General features: G+C 72.3%; 11 protein-coding genes. 6 read left to right on the top strand and 5 right to left on the bottom strand.

Features of this window, described 5'->3' with window-relative positions:
• Positions 1-127 precede the first annotated feature (127 nt).
• The 5 genes from SMA5143A_RS32145 (at position 128) to SMA5143A_RS32125 (ending at position 9,247) form a co-directional block, all read left to right on the top strand.
• The gene (locus SMA5143A_RS32145) at positions 128-1,990 is read left to right on the top strand and encodes a hypothetical protein (RefSeq protein ID WP_107466370.1); all 1,863 of its coding nucleotides are present in this window, start codon (positions 128-130) and stop codon (positions 1,988-1,990) included.
• A gap of 172 nt (positions 1,991-2,162) precedes the next feature.
• Positions 2,163-2,462, top strand: a complete 300-nt coding sequence (locus SMA5143A_RS32140) for a hypothetical protein (protein WP_181362102.1) — start codon at positions 2,163-2,165, stop codon at positions 2,460-2,462.
• Positions 2,463-2,699: 237 nt separating this feature from the next.
• Positions 2,700-3,302, top strand: coding sequence for a sigma-70 family RNA polymerase sigma factor (locus SMA5143A_RS32135; RefSeq protein WP_308812056.1), 603 nt, complete (start codon positions 2,700-2,702; stop codon positions 3,300-3,302).
• Complete coding sequence (locus SMA5143A_RS32130; RefSeq protein WP_107466368.1) at positions 3,299-4,570, top strand: hypothetical protein; 1,272 nt, start codon at positions 3,299-3,301, stop codon at positions 4,568-4,570. The genes SMA5143A_RS32135 and SMA5143A_RS32130 overlap by 4 nt, the downstream gene beginning before the upstream one ends.
• 93 nt (positions 4,571-4,663) lie before the next feature.
• Positions 4,664-9,247, top strand: a complete 4,584-nt coding sequence (locus SMA5143A_RS32125; protein ID WP_107466367.1) for an FtsK/SpoIIIE domain-containing protein — start codon at positions 4,664-4,666, stop codon at positions 9,245-9,247.
• A gap of 35 nt (positions 9,248-9,282) precedes the next feature.
• On the opposite strand, the gene SMA5143A_RS32120 is transcribed toward SMA5143A_RS32125, so the two are convergent.
• The 5 genes from SMA5143A_RS32120 to SMA5143A_RS32100 all read right to left on the bottom strand — a co-directional run bounded on the left by SMA5143A_RS32120 (position 9,283) and on the right by SMA5143A_RS32100 (position 15,692).
• The gene (locus SMA5143A_RS32120) at positions 9,283-10,788 is read right to left on the bottom strand and encodes an alpha/beta hydrolase (RefSeq protein WP_181362101.1); all 1,506 of its coding nucleotides are present in this window, start codon (positions 10,786-10,788) and stop codon (positions 9,283-9,285) included.
• A gap of 132 nt (positions 10,789-10,920) precedes the next feature.
• A complete protein-coding gene (locus SMA5143A_RS32115; RefSeq protein WP_181362100.1) occupies positions 10,921-13,365 on the bottom strand; it encodes a right-handed parallel beta-helix repeat-containing protein in 2,445 nt (814 codons plus the stop codon).
• A 111-nt stretch (positions 13,366-13,476) separates the two neighbouring features.
• The gene (locus SMA5143A_RS32110; RefSeq protein WP_107466364.1) at positions 13,477-14,100 is read right to left on the bottom strand and encodes an Rv1733c family protein; all 624 of its coding nucleotides are present in this window, start codon (positions 14,098-14,100) and stop codon (positions 13,477-13,479) included.
• Between the two features lie 250 nt (positions 14,101-14,350).
• Positions 14,351-15,175, bottom strand: coding sequence for an MOSC domain-containing protein (locus tag SMA5143A_RS32105; protein WP_107466363.1), 825 nt, complete (start codon positions 15,173-15,175; stop codon positions 14,351-14,353).
• Positions 15,176-15,242: 67 nt separating this feature from the next.
• Positions 15,243-15,692, bottom strand: a complete 450-nt coding sequence (locus SMA5143A_RS32100; RefSeq protein WP_107466362.1) for a DUF6643 family protein — start codon at positions 15,690-15,692, stop codon at positions 15,243-15,245.
• A 317-nt stretch (positions 15,693-16,009) separates the two neighbouring features.
• On the opposite strand from SMA5143A_RS32100, the gene SMA5143A_RS32095 reads away from it, so the two are divergent.
• Positions 16,010-17,338 carry a TerD family protein gene (locus SMA5143A_RS32095; protein WP_107466427.1) on the top strand — a complete coding sequence of 443 codons (1,329 nt, stop codon included), beginning with the start codon at positions 16,010-16,012 and terminating at the stop codon, positions 17,336-17,338.
• The last annotated feature ends 71 nt before the right edge of the window (positions 17,339-17,409 follow it).

Here is a 17,409-nt window from a genome sequence, read left to right as displayed (position 1 = left end):
CGAAATTCCTTTGAACCTTTCGGGTCCGTCTCTGCGTCTACAGATCGAACACGACGCCACCGCTTGTTCGGCATCACGAACATTGCTGACCCGTCAGCCCGAATGCCGGAAGAAAGGACGGGAAAACGTGACCCGCATTTCGATCGACTACGATCTGATGTACACGCTCGCCCGCCACATCTGGCATCTCCGGGATGAAATGGATATCCCCGCGGGCGTGAAGCACAGCTTCGAAGCCGGTGACATCGGGCCTCGCCGGGAGACGGCCGAGGAACTGGCGAACTTCTCCACCACCTGGCAGAAGGCGTTCACCGAGGGCTGGCAGGTCATGACCGACCTGGGCAACCTCCTCGACGAGATCGGCAAGGCGTTCTACGACTCCGACGCGCAGATCGCGGTCGGCGCCGCGTCGATGGCGGCGGCCTACCAGCGGCAGAACATCAAGGCGGAGAACGAGGCCTACAAGCAGCGGCAGGACGCCATGTACAAACAGGCCGAGGCAGCGAACCTGGAGCGGCGGCACCGGCCCGGGCAGCTCTATCTGGAGCGACAGCAGCAGGAGTTGGAGAAGAGGCGGGCGGCTCTGCGGAAGGAGCAGGACGCCCAGGCGAAGCGCCAGGAAGCCCTTACCAAGCAGCAGAACGAGCTCCAGAAGCGGCAGGAGCCTCTGCGGCAGCGCCAGGACGAACTCGACCGGCGTCAACAGGAGCTGTGGCGGCGGCAGAAGGCCGAGCGTGCGGAACTGGAGGCAGGCTTCACGGCGAAGCAGGACGCCCTGGACAAGGAACGGGCGGCGCTCACCGCGGGGCAACCTTCCCGCGAGCAGATGGACGAGCTGCGGCGCGAACAACAGGACCTCTGGCAGGAGCAGGAGACCGAGCAGAAGGCCCTGGAAAGCAAGCAGGCGACGGAGCAGAGCGACCTGAACCGGGAGCGGGACGCCTTGCGGAAGGAACAGGACGCCTTCGCCCCCGAATGGGACGAGCTGGACAAGAAGCAGCACGACCTGTGGAAGGACCAGGCCGCGACCGAAGAGGCGCAGAAGCAGCTCGACAAGGACCAGGAACCGCTGACGAAGCGGGCCGAGGAGATGCAGAAGGCCTACGCCAAGGAGCAGGAGGAGGTGGCGAAGAAGCCGGCCTGGACCCCGGAGAGCGGCGAGCCCAACCCGCTGCACATGAACCGCGAACTCGGCCCGCAGGGGCCGGCGGAGACCCCACCGCCCGCCGTACCCACCACCTACGAGCGGGACGACGGCAACGGCCACACGAAGATCGAGTACAAGCTGAACGCCGACGGTGAGATCGAGGTCGACAAGAACGGCAACCCGGTCGAGACGACGACGACGATCACCAACAAGAACGGGCTGACGTACACCGAGACCTACCGATCACTCGCCCGTGAGGGCGACTCCGTGACGACTACCCAGGGCGCCGACGGCAAGGTCACCAAGGTCTACGTGGACGCGAACGACGAGTTCTACGGCAAGGGGTTCCAGAGGCGGTACGTCACCGACGAGAAGGGCAACACCCTCCAGGTCTGGCTCAAGGCGCCCGACGGTGACTGGACCCTGCAGACCGAGGCCAAACCGGCGGAGGGCTCGGAGGGGTCGGACAACCCCGATGCGGACGCGGCCGCCGTCGGGCAGGCGCCGCTCGAGTACCTGGAGCGGCCGCCCGCCTACCTGACCGTGGACAAGCCGATGGTCGACGCGACCGGGAAACCTGCCGACGGCACCTTCTCGCCAGGGAAGACGATCTCCAACCTGCCCGGCGACGCCACGCGTACCGACTACACCAACCCGGACGGCTCCGGCCTGCACGTCGTCACCGCGGGCATCAGCCGCTATGTCGCCGACGACAAGGGCGAGATCCAGGAAGTCTGGCAGAAGAACCGGTACGGCGACTGGTACCTCAAGGACTCCATCACCCAGCACGAGCGCTACGGCGACGAACCCCCTCTGGGCATGATCGGCGAGAACTGGCGCTGATCTCTCCCAGCCAGGGCCGGACAGCCTCCGGCCCACCCCCTGAGCTCCCTGCGGGCGCCCACCCCCTGGCGCCCGCAGGGTCCCCGGGGCCCGCGGTCGCGGGCCCGGCGGTTCCACCACCCAGGTGCCCATCCGGTCGCGACCGGGCGCGCCGCAACAGAAAGAGGCCCCCATGGCCAAGACCCACGTCGACGACGAGCAGGTCAACGCGACAGCCGCCAAGCTCAACAACGCCGTCAGCTCCACGCTGGTGCCCCAGCTGTCGGACCTCCAGCGGGAGGTCGAGGCGCTGCTCGGCGACGGCCTGGTACTGGCGCAGACCAGCCCCAAGCTGCGCGAGTCCTACGCGAACTTCAACACCTCGGTGACCCAGGCGGTGAACAACATCACCGAGTTCGCCAAGCAGTTCCAGCAGATCGCCCACTCCGTGAGCGACCTGGACGGCCAGATCGCCGGCGGCATCCCCGCCTGATGCTCAACAAGTGAGATCAAACAAGGGCGAATGGGGCATAGCCCCCATTCGCCCTGATCGTATGCGTAGGTCGAACGTCACGTTCACCTAAAGAGGGTTGAAGCTCGCGGAAACCTCCATAGACTCACCGCCATAAAGGGAGTTTCCGCTTCCGCTTGTGATGGCGGCGTCATCCGAACTCCCGTAATCACCCCGCTCAGTACCCGCCGCGCCCGCGGCGCCCGAACGGACCGGCTCATGACCCGACGCCGGTTCCGGGGGAGGCACCACATGAGTACGCCCACCACCTGTCAAGACGCCGAGAGCTCACACAGACGCCCGGGGAGCGCTCCCACGAGCGACGCGTCCTTCCGTGAGCTCTTCGAACGGCACCACGGTCCCTTGTTGCGCTACGTCTCCCGTCTGCTGGGCGGCGACCGGCAGCGTGCCGAGGACTTCGTCCAGGAGACCCTGCTGCGCGCGTGGCTGAGCAGCGCGGACCAGCCGCCGGACTGGTCGCCCTGCCGGACCTGGCTGTTCCGCGTGGCGCACAACCTGGTGGTGGACTGGACGCGACGCGAGCAGACCCGCCCCGAGTGCCACCAGGAGCTGCTGGAGTCGCACGCCGAGCCCGTCGACCCGATCGGCCAGGCGGTGCACCGCCGCTTCCTCGTGCACGCCCTCTCCCGCCTGTCCCTGCCGCACCGCGAGGTGCTCTTCTACGTCTACGTGCTGGGCTGGACCGGCCCGGATGCCGCGGACGCCCTGTCCATCCCTCCGGGCACGGTCAAGTCGCGCACGCATCACGCGCTGCGCGAGCTGCGCCGACGCCATCCCGAGGACGCGCTGGTGGCCGCATGACGCCCGCTCCGGCCCAGGGCCACCAGATCTCCCTGGCCAAGCCCGACTCGTCGCTGGTGACGGCGCTGCTCGTCACCGTCGCCGTGCTCCTGGTGCTGTTCCTGCTCCTCCGGCACGTCGTGCGCAAGCAGGGCGGCTGGCGCCGCTTCCGGCGGGGCGTCGCCCGTGAACTCGCCCTGACCGGCCGGGCCTTCGGGGAGCCGCTGCGCGCCTTCCGGCGCCACCGACGCGGGGTACGGGCGCTGTCCCGCCACCTGTGTGACCCCCGGTCCGGTCTGCTCGTACGCCGACTGCTGGACGCGGCCGCGGCGGCGCTCGGCGATGTGCCCGGAGCCTTCGCCTACGGCCTGCGGACGGAGCCCGGCTGGGCCGCCGTCCAGATCGCGGCCCGCAGGCTGCCCGGCCCGCCCGCCCCGTGGGAGATCGAGGACGAGCTCGGCGGGCAGTCCTGGTGTCTGAGCCTGGACGACGAGGAGTCGTTGCCGGAAGCCGCACCCCGCGCGGGCGCCCGGGTGCGGCCACTGCCGGTCGCCGTCGGCATGGCGGACGACCTGTGTGTCCACCTCGACCTGGCCGCCGGGCCCCGGATGATCACCGTCGAGGGCGATGCCGCCACGCGCTCCCGGCTGCTCCAGGCCATGGCCGCTCAGCTGGACCGGCCGGGCAGCGGAGCCTCGGTCACCGTGACGGACGGCGTCCACCCGCACTACCACGGGGAGCCGCTCGACTCCGTGCTGCGCCGACTGGAGGACACGCCCTCCCCGGCGACGGGGGAGGAGGCCGCCACCTCGGCGATCACGGTCGTGGTCTGCGCCTCTCCCACCCGGGAACAGGCCCGGCGGCTGAGCGCGCTCGCCGCCACCGGCACCGTCGTCTGTCTCGCCGACGGCCCGGCGGCAGGGCACAGCTGGGCGCTGCGCGTCACTGGCCGCGGCCGGGTGACCGCCCCGGAACTCGACCTGTACGCGGACTCGGCCCCGCTGGTCAGGGCCGTCGCCGCAGCCGTACGGGCCGACCGGCGCCGCGCTCGCCGAGCGCCGGCGCGGCAGGCGCCGATCGAGTCGGCCGTCGAGCCGCGCACGGAACCGGAGCAGCGGGCCTCCGGGACGGGCGAGCCACCCGACAGCTCCGCGCTGTCCGAGCTCGCCGAGGAAGTCAGGTCCCCGGCCACCGCTCCGGCCCGGACCGTCGCCGGTTCCGACCTCCTGTCCGAACCGGCCACCGCCCGGTCCCGTTCCGCCGAGGCGTCGTCCACCGGCGGGGAGTGACCCTCCCGTCAGGCTCCGCCGCGGTGCGCAGACCGCCGCCGCGGTCCGGCACCGCAACCTGCCCGTCCGCGAACCACCCCCCGAAGGGGAGACATGAAACTCCTCATCACCACCGTCGTCGACGGCGATCCCGCATGCCGTCAGGACGTCGTGCTGAGCGCCGATGCCGCCACCCCCGTGCGCGACATCGCCGAGCACCTGGCCCGGCTGCGCGCCGACGACCCGGCATCGACGCCGGACCGGGCGCCCGTCTGCTACCTGGGCGACGACCCGCTGCCCCCCGCGGCCCCCTTGGCACGAACCCCCGTGATGGACGGCAGCGTCATCGGCCTCGGCATGCCCGTCCCCCGGTCCTGCGCGCAGTACGGACCCCAGCGCTCCGCCATGCCGCAACCCCAGCGGGTGGACCACTCGCCGGTGGTGGAACTCCAGGTCGTGGGCGGTCCGGACGCGGGGCGGGTGTACGCGCTCGGCGTCGGCACCCACGGCATCGGCCCACTGGAGGGCTCCGCCGTACCGCTCCAGGGCCGTGGCCTTCCGTCCGAGGGCATACGGATCTCCGTGCGCCCCGACGGATCCGCCATCGTCGAGCTGCCGCAGGACACCGGCGCGCGTCTGTCCGTACCGGAACCGCCGGAGCACCGGGGCAGACCGAACGTCGTCCTGCTCCCCCTCGCGGAGCAGGACGAGGAGGACACCCAGGACGAGTCGGAGGAAGAGGCCACCGGGGCCGGGGCCCTCCCCGACGGTTGGGTGCCCTGGCCGCTCGGCGGTGAGCTCGCCCTCGGCGCGTACCTGCTGCGGCTGACCGAGCCGACGCCGCGGGACGCCGCGGTGGTGCCGTCCGAGGGCGGCGGCGGACTGGACTACAACCGGCCGCCGCGCATCCTGCCGCACCTCGAACCGGAGCGCTTCCGCCTCCCCGCACCGCCGGAGCCGCCCAACCGCAGGCCCATTCCGTTCATGGTCGCGTTCGCCCCCATGCTCATGGGCCTCGGCATGGTGCTCTTCATGCATTCGTACTACTACCTGCTCTTCATGTTCATGTCGCCGATGCTGATGGCGGCGAACCATGTCAGCGGGCGTCGTACGGCCCGCAAGGACTTCGAGGAGAAGTCCCGCACCTATCGGCTGCGCCGGGCCTCGCTGGAGGAGGACGTCCGGCAGAAGGTCGTCACCGAGCAGCGGCTGCGCACCGAGAGCGCGCCCGACCCGGCGATGGCGGGGCTGTGGGCCGTCGGCCCGGGCCGACGGCTGTGGGAGCGCCGACGCGGCGACCCCGACCACCTGGCCCTGCGCATCGGTACCGCCAGCCAGTCGTCCCTGCTCGGCATCGAGGACGCGGCGCGCGAGGACAACCACACCTCCGTGCACTGGACCATCCCGGACGCGCCCGTCAGCGTCGACCTCGAACACTGCGGAGTGGTGGGGCTGGCCGGTGAGACCGGCCCGGTGCAGGCGCTGGCCCGCTGGATGACGGCCCAGGCCGCCGTTCTGCACACCCCACGCGATCTGCGGATCGTCGTCCTCACCGACAAGACGTCCGAGGAGTCCTGGGCCTGGGCCCGCTGGCTGCCGCACTCCCGCGACGGTCTGCCCGGATCCCGCGGCGGCGCCGTCACCCTCATCGGCAACGACCCGGAGACGGTGGCCAACCGGGTCGCCGAGCTGGTGTCCACCCTGCGCACCCGGCAGCGGGCCGCGGAGTCGACCATGAGCAAGGCGCTGCTCAGCGAGCCGGACGTGCTGGTCGTCATGGACGGCGCCCGACGTCTGCGTGACGTCCCCGGTGTCGTGTCCATCCTCAAGGAAGGCCCGTCCGTACGGATCTTCCCGCTCTGCCTGGACCACGAGGAGCGGCTCCTGCCAGAGGAGTGCACCGCGGTGGTCCGCCACGAGAACCACCGGCTCACCCTGCGCCGCACCGGCCTGCCCGCCATCGGGGACATCCGCCCCGACCTGGTCGAACCGGCCTGGTGCGAGCGCCTGGCGCGGGGCATCGCCCCGATCCACGACGTCACCCCCGACGCCTCGGAGGGCCTGCCCGACCGGGTCGGCCTGCTCGACCTGCTGGGCCTGCCGGAACCGACCGGTGAGGCCGTCGCGGCGCGCTGGGCCGGACGCCCCGCGTCCACCGAGGTGCTGCTCGGCGCGGGCTACGACGGCCCGGCCGCCTTCGACCTGGTCAAGGACGGACCACACGGTCTCGTCGCGGGCACCACCGGATCCGGCAAGTCGGAACTGCTCCAGACCCTCGTGGCCTCCCTCGCCGCCGTCAACCGGCCCGACGAGCTGACCTTCGTCCTGGTCGACTACAAGGGCGGCAGCGCCTTCAAGGACTGTGTGCGGCTGCCGCACACCCTCGGCATGGTGACCGACCTCGACAGCCACCTCGTGCAGCGGGCGCTCACCTCGCTGTCGGCCGAGCTGGTGCGCCGCGAGCACATCCTGGCGGCCGTCGGCGCGAAGGACCTGCCCGAGTACCAGACCCTGCGCCGCCGGGACCCCGGACTGGAGCCGGTGCCCCGGCTCGTCATCGTCATCGACGAGTTCGCCACCCTCTACCGGGAGATCCCCGACTTCATCCCGGGCCTGGTGAGCATCGCCCAGCGCGGCCGCTCCCTGGGCATCCATCTGATCCTTGCCACACAGCGTCCCGCCGGAGTGGTGAACGCCGACATCCGTGCCAACACCAACCTGCGGATCGCCCTGCGGGTCACCGACGCCACCGAGAGCCAGGACGTCATCGACACCAAGGACGCCGTCAGCATCTCCCCGAGCACCCCCGGCCGTGCTCTGGCCCGCCTCGGGCACGGCACGGTCGTCCCGTTCCAGACCGCGTACTCCGGGGCCGTACGGCCGGGAGCGGCGCCCGTCCGGCAACCGCGGCCGGCGACCGGGGCCGAGGCACCCCGGATCTGGGGCACCGCACTGCCCTGGCAGCGCCTCGGCCGCGCGGTCGGCCTGCCGAGCACCGAAGCCGAGCCCACCACTTCCGCCGTGGACGACGACGTCCCCACCGACCTCAACGCGTTCGTGGAAGCGGTGCGCGAGGCGGCGGAGCTCACCGGCTGCGCCCCGCAGCCCAGCCCGTGGCTGCCCCCGCTCGGCCAGTCCGTGCTGGTCGACGACCTGCCACGGCCCGAGCCGACCGGCGACGCCCGCCCGGCCCCGGTGCCCTGGGCCCTGTCGGACCTGCCCGGCGCCCAGGCGCAGGAGCCGGTGCGGCTGGACCTCGCCACCTTCGGCCACCTGTACGTCATCGGCATCCCGCGCTCGGGCCGGTCGCAGGTGCTGCGGACGATGGCCGGCGCGCTGGCCCGCGCCCACACCGCCGCGGACGTGCATCTGTACGGCGTCGACTTCGCGGGCGGCGCGCTGTCGGCCCTGGGTGTGCTGCCGCACTGCGGCGCGGTCGTACCGCGCGGCGACACCGAGCGGCTGGACCGCCTGTTCGCCCGGCTCGACGCGGAACTGCACCGCCGCCAAGAGCTGCTGACCCAGCATCACGCGGCGAACCTGTCGGAGCTCCGCGAGATCGTCCCCGTCTCATCCCGCCCGGCGCACGTACTGCTCCTCATCGACGGCTGGGACGCACTCGTCGACGTCATCGCCGAGCACAACGGCGGTCGGCAGATGGACCAGTTGAACCGTCTGCTCAGGGAAGGCGCCGCCTCGGGTCTGCATGTCGTGGCCACGTCCGAGCGGGCCCTGCTGGCCGGGCGGGCCACCGCGCTCAACGACAACAAGCTGCTGCTGCGCCTCAACGACCGCTCCGACTACCACGTCGTCGGGATGCGTCCCCGCGAGTTGCCCGACGTGATCAGGCCCGGACAGGGCTGGACCTCCGACGGGACCGAGATCCAGGTCGCGTTGCTCGCACCCGGGGCCACCGGGCAGGAGCAGGCGGAGGCGCTGCGTGCCATCGGCACCGAGGCGACCCGCCGCGACGCCGGGCTGCCCCCCGCCCGCCGGCCCGTGCGGATCGGCACGCTGCCGGCGAAGGTGGCGTTCACGGACGCGTACGAGAAGGTGGCCGAGGAACTGCGCCGGCCCATGTGGGGCCTGCTCGGGCTGGGCGGCGACGACGTCGCACCGGTCGGGGTGGACTTCGCGGGCTCCTCGCCGACGTTCGTGGTCGCCGGGCCGCCCGGCTCGGGCCGCAGCACCGCGCTGGCGAGCCTGGCGGTGTCCCTGCTCGCCTCCGGCACCCGGCTCGTCGTCCTCACGCCGCGGGAGTCGCCTCTGCGCGCGTTGAACGGTCATCCGGGCGTGCGCCTGCTGACCTCGCCGTCCCCCACGGCACAGGAACTCGCCGCCGCGCTGCGTGGCGACGAGCCCCGCGTGGTGCTCGTCGACGACGCCGATCTGCTGATCCTGCCGGAGATCGACCAGGACCTGCGCGCCCTGGTCGAGTCCGGGCGGGACCGCGGCATCGGTGTGGTCGCCGGTGTCACCGGGGAGACGATGGCGGGCGCCATGGGCTGGCTCAGTGCCCTGAAGCGGCACCGCCGGGGCGTGCTCCTCGACCCTCAGAGCGTGATGGAGGGCGACATCCTCGGCGTGCGCCTCACCCAGGCGCAGCTGCGCAACCGCAGGCCGGGCCGGGGCCTGACCGTCGACCCGCGCTCCGGAGAGCCGATCAACGTGCAGATCCCCGAGACACCCCTTGACTGACGGCGCACGGCCGGGCCGCTCAGGGCACGCCCCGCCTACGCGTCGGGGCAGGTCACATCCCGCTCGGGCCGCTGTCCCGTGAGCAGGAACGTGGTCACCGTCCGGTCGCCGCACGCGTTGCCCGTGCCCAGGTAGACGCCGTGGCCGCCGCGCTCCACGGTGACGAGCCGCGCCCGGTCGCCGAGGGCCGCCCGCATCCGCAGCGCGCCGACATGGGGCGTGGCCGGGTCCCGCCGGTTCTGGATCATCAGGATGTTGGACGGGCCGTCGTCGGTGATCCGGGTCGGCTTCTGCGCGGGCCGGTCCCTCCAGAAGGAGCACGGGCCGATGTTCACCGGCATGCCGGCCGTGAGCGGGTACCGCACGCGGTGCTCGGCCACCGCCCGCTCGTGCGCCGCCACCGACGTCGGCCAGCGCACGTCGTTGCAGATCACCGCCATCACGGCCGCCGCGTCCTCGTCGCTCAGCGGCCCGGCCAGATCGGGCGGCAGGACCGGCGTAGCTCTCGGGTCACCGGCCTGCCGTATCAGGAGGGCCAGCTTGTCGAAGGACGCGTCGTTGTAGAGGGCGAGCTGCATCGCCTGACGCAGCCGGTTGCCCGTGAGCGGCACGCCCCGGGTGGTCGTCTCGCGCGGCGTACGGTCCAGTTCGGCCGCCAGGGCCAGGAACAGCGGCCGTACGTCCTCCGGCCGCCCCGCGAGCCGCAGGCCCTCCGGCGCGCGGGCCGGGTCGGCGGCCCAGGCGGCGAAGTCCGGGAACCGGTCCTCCGCGCCCCGTGCCATGTTCTCCAGCCAGCGCCGCGCGACCCGGCGCGGATCGGGGTCGTCGTTGCTGTCCATCACCCAACGATCGGTCCGCTCCGGGTACTTCTGCGCATAGACGGCACCCACGTACGTCCCGTACGACACCCCGTACGCCGACAGCCGCTCCTCGCCCAGGGCCCGCCGGAAACGGTCGATGTCGCGTACCTCGTTGGCGGTGCTGAGGCTGCGCAGCACGGCCCCGCCGTTCCTCGCGCACGCCTCGGCGGTGCGCCGGGCCCGTGCGACGTTCTCACCGATGCCGCCGTCGGGCGCGGGCCAGGACCGCAGGGTCACCAGGTGCCGGTCCTCGGCGGGGAGACCGCAGCTCGCCCGTGTGCTGCCGCCGACACCACGCGGGTCCAGGCTGACGATGTCGTACGCGCCGCCGAGTTGCCCGCGCAGCGCCTTCCCCTGCTGGGTCAGGCGTCGGACGCCCGAACCGCCCGGTCCGCCCGGGATCACCAGCAGCGTGCCGCGCCGTGCCTCCGGGTGCTCACTGCGCAGCCGCGATACGGCGAGCGTGAGCCGGGGGCCGTCGGGGTCGCGGTAGTCGAGCGGGACGGGCAGGTCGGCGCACTCCTGGTCGGTGGGGCCGCCGGGCTGCGCGCAGGGGCGCCAGGTGAGTGCGGACGGGGCGGAGGGCGCGCCGGCCGCCGGGCCGGCGAGGGCGGTCAGCGTGGTGGCGGCGGCCGAGACGGACAGGGCGAGGACGAGGGCTCGTCGAGTGCGATGCGTCATGGGGATCATGCTGTCGGCCGGGGCCCCTCGGCCCCATCCGGCCGACCGCACACCTGTGGTGGGGTTCTCCCCCTGGGGCTCACCCCAGGGGGCCGCGCCCCGACGGCTCCGCGGCGGGCGGCGGGGGAGCCGTCACGGCAGGTCGGGGAGGTCCTCCGCGTACAGCAACGTCAGGTCGTCGGTGCTGGGTTCGTCGACCTGGGCGACCCGGCTCGCGTGACGCTCCACCATCGCCTCGAAGGTCTGCCGCGCGGTACGGCCGTTGCCGAAGGCGGGGCCCTTGGGGATCGCCGTGAAGTACTTCAGCAGGGCCTCGCCCGCGCCCGGCGCCAGCCGGTACTCGTGCTCCTCTGCCTGCTGCCCGACGATCCGCAGGAGCTCCGCGGGCTCGTAGTCGTCGAAGGTGATCGTGCGGGAGAAGCGGGACGCCACACCGGGGTTGACGGTGAGGAAGCGCTCCATCTCGGCCGTGTAGCCGGCGACGATCACCACGACCGCGTCGCGGTGGTCCTCCATCAGCTTCACGAGTGTGTCGATGGCCTCCTTGCCGAAGTCCCGCCCGGAGTCCTCGGGGGACAGTGCGTACGCCTCGTCGATGAACAGCACCCCGCCGCGGGCGCGTTCGAAGGCCTCCTGGGTGCGGATGGCGGTGGACCCGATGTGCTCGCCGACCAGGTCCACACGGGACACCTCGACGAGATGGCCCTTGTCCAGGACACCGAGGGACGCCAGGATCTCGCCGTAGAGACGGGCGACCGTGGTCTTTCCGGTGCCGGGGGAGCCGGTGAAGACGAGGTGCCGCTTGACGGAGGCGGCCTTCAGACCGGCCTGCTGGCGACGGCGGCCCACCTCGATCATGTCCGTGAGGGCCCGCACCTCGCGCTTGACGCTGTCCAGGCCGACCAGCGCGTCCAGTTCACCGAGCACGGCCTTCGACGTCCGGGCCGGCTGCTCGGGTTCCGCTGCGGGCGCGGTGACCGCCGGCGGCTGCGGTTCGACGGTGCGCTGGCCGGGGATGGAGCCCAGCAGGCCGGGGGAGAGGGGCGCGCTCTGCGTCGCCGTCTCGTGCGCGACCGGGGGCCGCACGCCGGCGCTCTCGTCGCTGGTGCAGTCCTCGACCACGGGCCCGCCGCCCAAGGAGCCGGGGCCGCCCTCCGCGAACTCGTAACCGCCGCGCGCGCAGCGCTCCGTACGGCATTTGCGCAGGGTCGCGCGGCAGCCGTCGATGATGTGGAAGCCGTAGCCCCCGCTGCCGGTGACCCGGCAGTTGAGGAAGCTGCCGCGGCCCTCGGCCGAGACGTAGAAGCCCGCCTCGGCGGGCGAGGTGACCGTGCAGCGCTCGATGGTGGGGTCCGCGCCCTTGGTGACGATCACTCCGGTCTGCGTGCCGTCCAGGGTGCAGCCGTTGAGGGTGCCGCCGCTGCCGTGGTCGCGGAACCAGGCGCCGGTCGCCGCGTCCCGGATCCGGCAGTCGTCGAGCTGAGCGGTCGCGCCGTCGCTCACCGACACCGCCGTGTTCCGCACCTGTGACAGATCGCTGTCCACGACGTCCGCGCGCGACCCCCGGTCCAGGACGAACAGGGCGTCCGGCACGTCGTGGACCCGGCAGGACTCCAGGACGGCCGTGGCGCCGTCGCTGATCCAGACGGCGGGATAGTCGCCCGTGCTGTCGAAGATCTCGCACTGGTTGGCGTCCACGCGGGTGCCCGGGTCCCACACCGACAGTCCGTTGCGCCCGAACTGGCGCACCGTGGTGCGGGTCAGGGTGAGCACGGAGCGGGAACGCAGATCCACCGCGTTCTCCGGGATGTCGTGGATGCGGCAGTCCGCCAGGGTGAGCACGGCGTCCGTGTCCAGCGTGACGCCGTCCGCGGTCGTACGGTGCACATCGCAGTCGGTGAGATGGGCGGTGGCCCGCCCGGTGATCTGGACGCCGCTGCCCCGGACCTCGTAGATCTCGCAACCGACGGCCTCCAGGGCGGAGTTCTCGCCCGTCGCCGTCAGGCCCGAGCCGGAGGCGTGGTGCACCCGGCACCGGTCGAGCCGTGGATGGCCGCCGCCGCGCACCGCGACACCGGCCTGCCCGGCCGCGACGACCTCGCACTCCTCGAACACCCCGCCCCCGCCGTCGACGACGGCGATACCGATCCCGGCGGGGTTGTCGACCGTGCACCGCCGGACCGTCGGGCGGGCGGTGCCGCGCACCTCGATGCCGACCGCGGAGCGGGTCACGATCCTGAGGTCCAGCAGCTCGGGCGTGCCCTCCTCGACGAGCAGCGCAGGCGCCGCCGCGTCCTGGCCCTCCACGTGCAGATCCTGTACCACGGCCGAGGCGGACACCGTGAGCGGCACACCGTCCACGGGTGCGATGCGGACCGAGCCGGGCGATCCCTCGGGGCCGCGCAGCGTGACCCCGCGCTGCACGACGAGGTTCTCCCGGTACGTGCCGGGAGCGACGATGAGCACATCGCCGTCGCTCGCGGCCTCCAGGGCCGCGGCGAGCGATGTGTACTCACCCGTGCGGCGCCGCCACCGCGATGTACCGGTGTGCGTCACCTGGACCGTGCCCTGTGCCATGGCGTTGCTGTGCCCCCACCTCGTGGAACGCGGGTCGATGCCGAACAGTTCGGCTGGTCGGTCCACCGTAGCGTGCGCGGGCAGGGCGAGTTGACCGGAGTGGGAAGGCCGTCAGCTGCCCGTGCCCGTCCTGCCCCAGTCCGGCCCCGCCTTGTCCCATGCCTGGTCCAGGCGGACGTACCGGTGGCGGATCATGCGCCAGACGATCAGCCGTCTGCACCCCTCGATGAAGCCCGCGGCCAGGACGGTCGCACCGAATCCGGCGAGGACCGCGTGGGTCGTCGCGGTCGCGCTGTCGAGCGGCCGGCCGACCGTGCGGCCCTGGGCGTCCGTCCACAGCGCGAAACGGTCCCCCGGCCGCGGGTCCTTGAGGCCCGACAGGACCGTGCCGTGCCGGTCGGTGCCGTCGGGGCCGGTCCAGTCGGCGACCACGCGGCTGTGCCGGTCGCGGGAGGTCGACGTCTCGGGGTCGGGGTCGAACGGGGAGCCGGCGACCCGCTTGACGACGGTGGCCGCCACCAGGTGCCGGGCCGCCCGCTGGTCCCGCACGGACTGCTGCAAGGAGCCCTGGGTGGCCGTCCCGACGACGGCGCCGACCAGGGGGGCGGCGACGAGGATCAGCGTGAGGGCCGCGAACGCCAGCCACGCCTCGACGAGATCGGTCGTCCGGCGCAGGGGATTGTGGCGCCAACGCCACAGCCCGCCGAATGCGCCCAGCCCGCCGATTGCCCGCACTGTCCCACGCCCCCTTCCGCGTCCGTGATAACCCCCAGCGGGGACGCCCACGCGCGGTACCGGTGAAGAGAGAGTGAAATCACCTCTCCGACCGGCCTCCTCATGAACTTCTCACAAAGGCCCAACGGCCGGGCCGGGTACCTGTGTTCCCGACCGCCGACCGAATCCAGGATGTTGAATTTTCAAGGTGGATGGTACTCCCATGCGTACGCGGGGATCTCCACGACCCGAACACCCCTTATCCGCAAGGCTATTCGAGCACGCGCACCGGATCGCCGATCCGAACCGTGCCGCGGGATTCCGGAACGAGGTTCTGCCCGAAGACCAGCTTGTCCCCGAACCGCCGGTGCCGCGCGAGGGTCCGCAGCGGCTCCCGGCCCCGCTGGGCGGTGTCCTGGTCGGTGGTGGTCACCACACACCGCCCGCACATCTTGGCGACCCGGAAGGTGACCTCGCCGATGGCGACGCGCCGCCAGCCGTCCTCGGCCCACCCCTCAGTGCCGTCCACCACGACGTTCGGCCGGAAGCGGCTCATGGGCAGCGGGCCCTCCTCGGGATGGTCGCCGTGGGCGATCAGGGAGTTGAGCGCGTCGAGCGAGCCGAGGGTGGTGAGCAGCAGCGGGTAGCCGTCGGCGAAGCTGACCGTCTCGCCGGGACGGGCGAACTCGGGGTCGACGGGGCGACGGGTCGCGGGGTCGTCCAGGTGGACCAGGCGGACGGGGACGCCCAGGTAGTCGCTGAACCAGGCGTGCGCGGACGCGTCGGCGGGGACCGCCTCCACCTTGTCCTGCCAGATCTCCACCGTGACCGTCGGGGCCGGTCCGGGTACGGCGACGGTGAGCTGCTCGCGGCCGGGCGCGGACAGCACGACGCCGCCGCCGGGCCCCAGCCCGGCGGCGGCCAACGCCATGCGCGGATGCGGACGTTGTGTGATGACCTTGCCCGAGTCGTCGACCAGCACCCAGCGACGGTCACCCGCCAGACCCCAGGGCTCCACGACGGCCTCCTCGGGGGCGAAGCCCCGGGCCGCCTTCAGCGGGTGGACGTGGATCGAGTGCAGTGACGGATTCCCCATGGGGCCATCCTGCCAAACGGCGGTGACCACCCCACGCGGAATGTTTCAGTCGGCTCGGTACCGCGGCTCAGTACCCGCGGTACTGCTGGCCGTTGTACGGATCCTGCTGGTACGGGGCCGTGGGTGCCGGGCGCGGGGCGGCGGGGCGCATGGCCTCGTAGCCCGTGCCGGGGCCCATGGGGCGTTGCTGCTGCGGCTGCTGCGCGCCGGGGTAGCCACGCGGACCCCCGGCCTGCTGCGGGATGTACGCGGTCGGCGCCTGCTGTAGTGGCGACGGCTGCTGGGCCTGCGGATAACCGTAGGCGGGCGAGGGCTGCGAGGGGCCCGCCGACAGCGCGGGGAGCGCCGACGGGAGGGCGGGCAGATTGCTGCCCGGCGTGTCGTACGCGGCCGGGACTCGGATCGGCGCGATCTGAGGGGTTCCCCGCTCGGCGACCAGAGAGTCGTAGATCGGGGTGTCCGCGAAGGACGAGGCGGAGTAGTAACCGCCGCCGTAGGTGGAGCGGGGGGAGGTCATGGCACATAAGTTAAGCCCACGATGTGCTGGTTGGGGAGACCGATAAGAGGGTTGTTTTCCGTGTCCGCCGTGACGCTGGATCCCCAATGCGAGCGAACTCGGCGAAAAAGGGCAGCGAAAAGGGCTGTGATCGTGTAAAGGCCGAGTTCCGGGCGGGTTACCGGGGGTTGGCCACTGATCTTTCGGTACGGCTTCTGGGGGTTCGGGCGTCGGGGGAATAGGTTTGGCGCCGACAGGCGGGCCGGACGGTTCGGGCGGACTGCGTGGGACGCGGCCTGGCGATGACCCTTGCGGGTGACCTTCTGATGGGGGCGGACATGACAATGCCGAAAGGATCGAACGTCGCGGTGCCGACGGCCGCGCTACGCGTGGAATTGGGCTGGCGCTCCGGACCGGGTGTGCCGGACGCCGACGCGTCGGCGCTGCTGCTGACCGGGGGGAAGGTCCGCTCCGACGCGGACTTCGTCTTCTACAACCAGCCCGCGCACTCCTCCGGCGCCGTCCGGCACGGTGGCAAACAGGACATCGGCGGACAGGTGACCGACTCCCTGCACGTCGACCTCACGCGCGTGGAGCCCGCCGTCGAGACGGTGGTGCTGGCGGCGTCCGCCGACGGAGGAACGTTCGGGCAGGTGCCCGGCCTGTACATCCGTGTGCTCGACGAGCGGGCCGGCACCGAGGTCGCGCGCTTCGACAGCGCGGACGCCGGCGTCGAGACGGCCTTCGTGCTCGGCGAGTTCTACCGTCGGCAGGGAGCCTGGAAGTTCCGTGCCGTCGGCCAGGGCTACAGCAGCGGCCTCGAAGGACTGGCCACCGACTTCGGCATCACCGTGGACGAACCCCAGCACGCCGCCGCCCCGCAGGCGCCGGTGTCCCCGCGGGCCCCGATGTCTCCTCCCACGCTCGTCTCCCCGCAGGCGCCCGTCTCCCCGCCCGTCACCGTGCCGCCGCCGGTGACGACCGCGCCGCCCGTGCCCCCGGCCCCGCCCACCGCGCCGCCGGCCCCCGTGCGCCTCACCAAGGTCACGCTCACCAAGGAGGCCCCGGCGGTCTCCCTGACCAAGCAGGGCGGCACATCCGGCGCCATGCGCGTCAACCTCAACTGGGAGGTGCGCAAACAGTTCACCGGGTGGGGCAGCAAGCTGGGCCGGGCCGTCGCCATGCACGCCGACCTCGACCTCGACCTCTGCGCCCTGTTCGAACTGTCCGACGGCAGCAAGGGCGTCGTCCAGGCGCTCGGCAACGCCTTCGGGGCGCTGCACCGCCCGCCCTTCATCCACCTCGACGGCGACGACCGCACCGGGGCGGTGTCGAGCGGCGAGAACCTCACCATCAACCTCGACCAGAAGAACGCCTTCCGGCGCATCCTCATCTTCGTGACCATCTACGAGGGGGCCCGCTCCTTCGCGGACCTCCACGCGACGGTCACGCTCCAGCCCCAGTACGGGGCGCCCGTCGACTTCTCCCTCGACGAGTGCACCGTCCCCTCCACCGTCTGCGCGCTCGCCCTCATCACCAACCAGGGCGGCGACCTCATCGTCCAGCGCGAGGCCCGCTACCTCGTCCCCGAGCGCGGCGTCAGCCCCCAGCGCACGGTCGACCACGCCTACGGGTGGGGCATGAACTGGACACCCGGCAGGAAGTAGCCGCCCCGTGTGAAGAGAGCCGCTCCTCTTGGGAGGGGAGCGGCCGGCGTCTCATGGCACTAGGGCGTGTT

Origin of the sequence: Streptomyces sp. MA5143a, from assembly GCF_900290235.1 — a bacterium.
Classification (GTDB): Bacteria; Actinomycetota; Actinomycetes; order Streptomycetales; family Streptomycetaceae; genus Streptomyces.
Note: the sequence above shows the minus strand (reverse complement) of the source record. Positions and strands in the feature narration are given on the sequence as shown.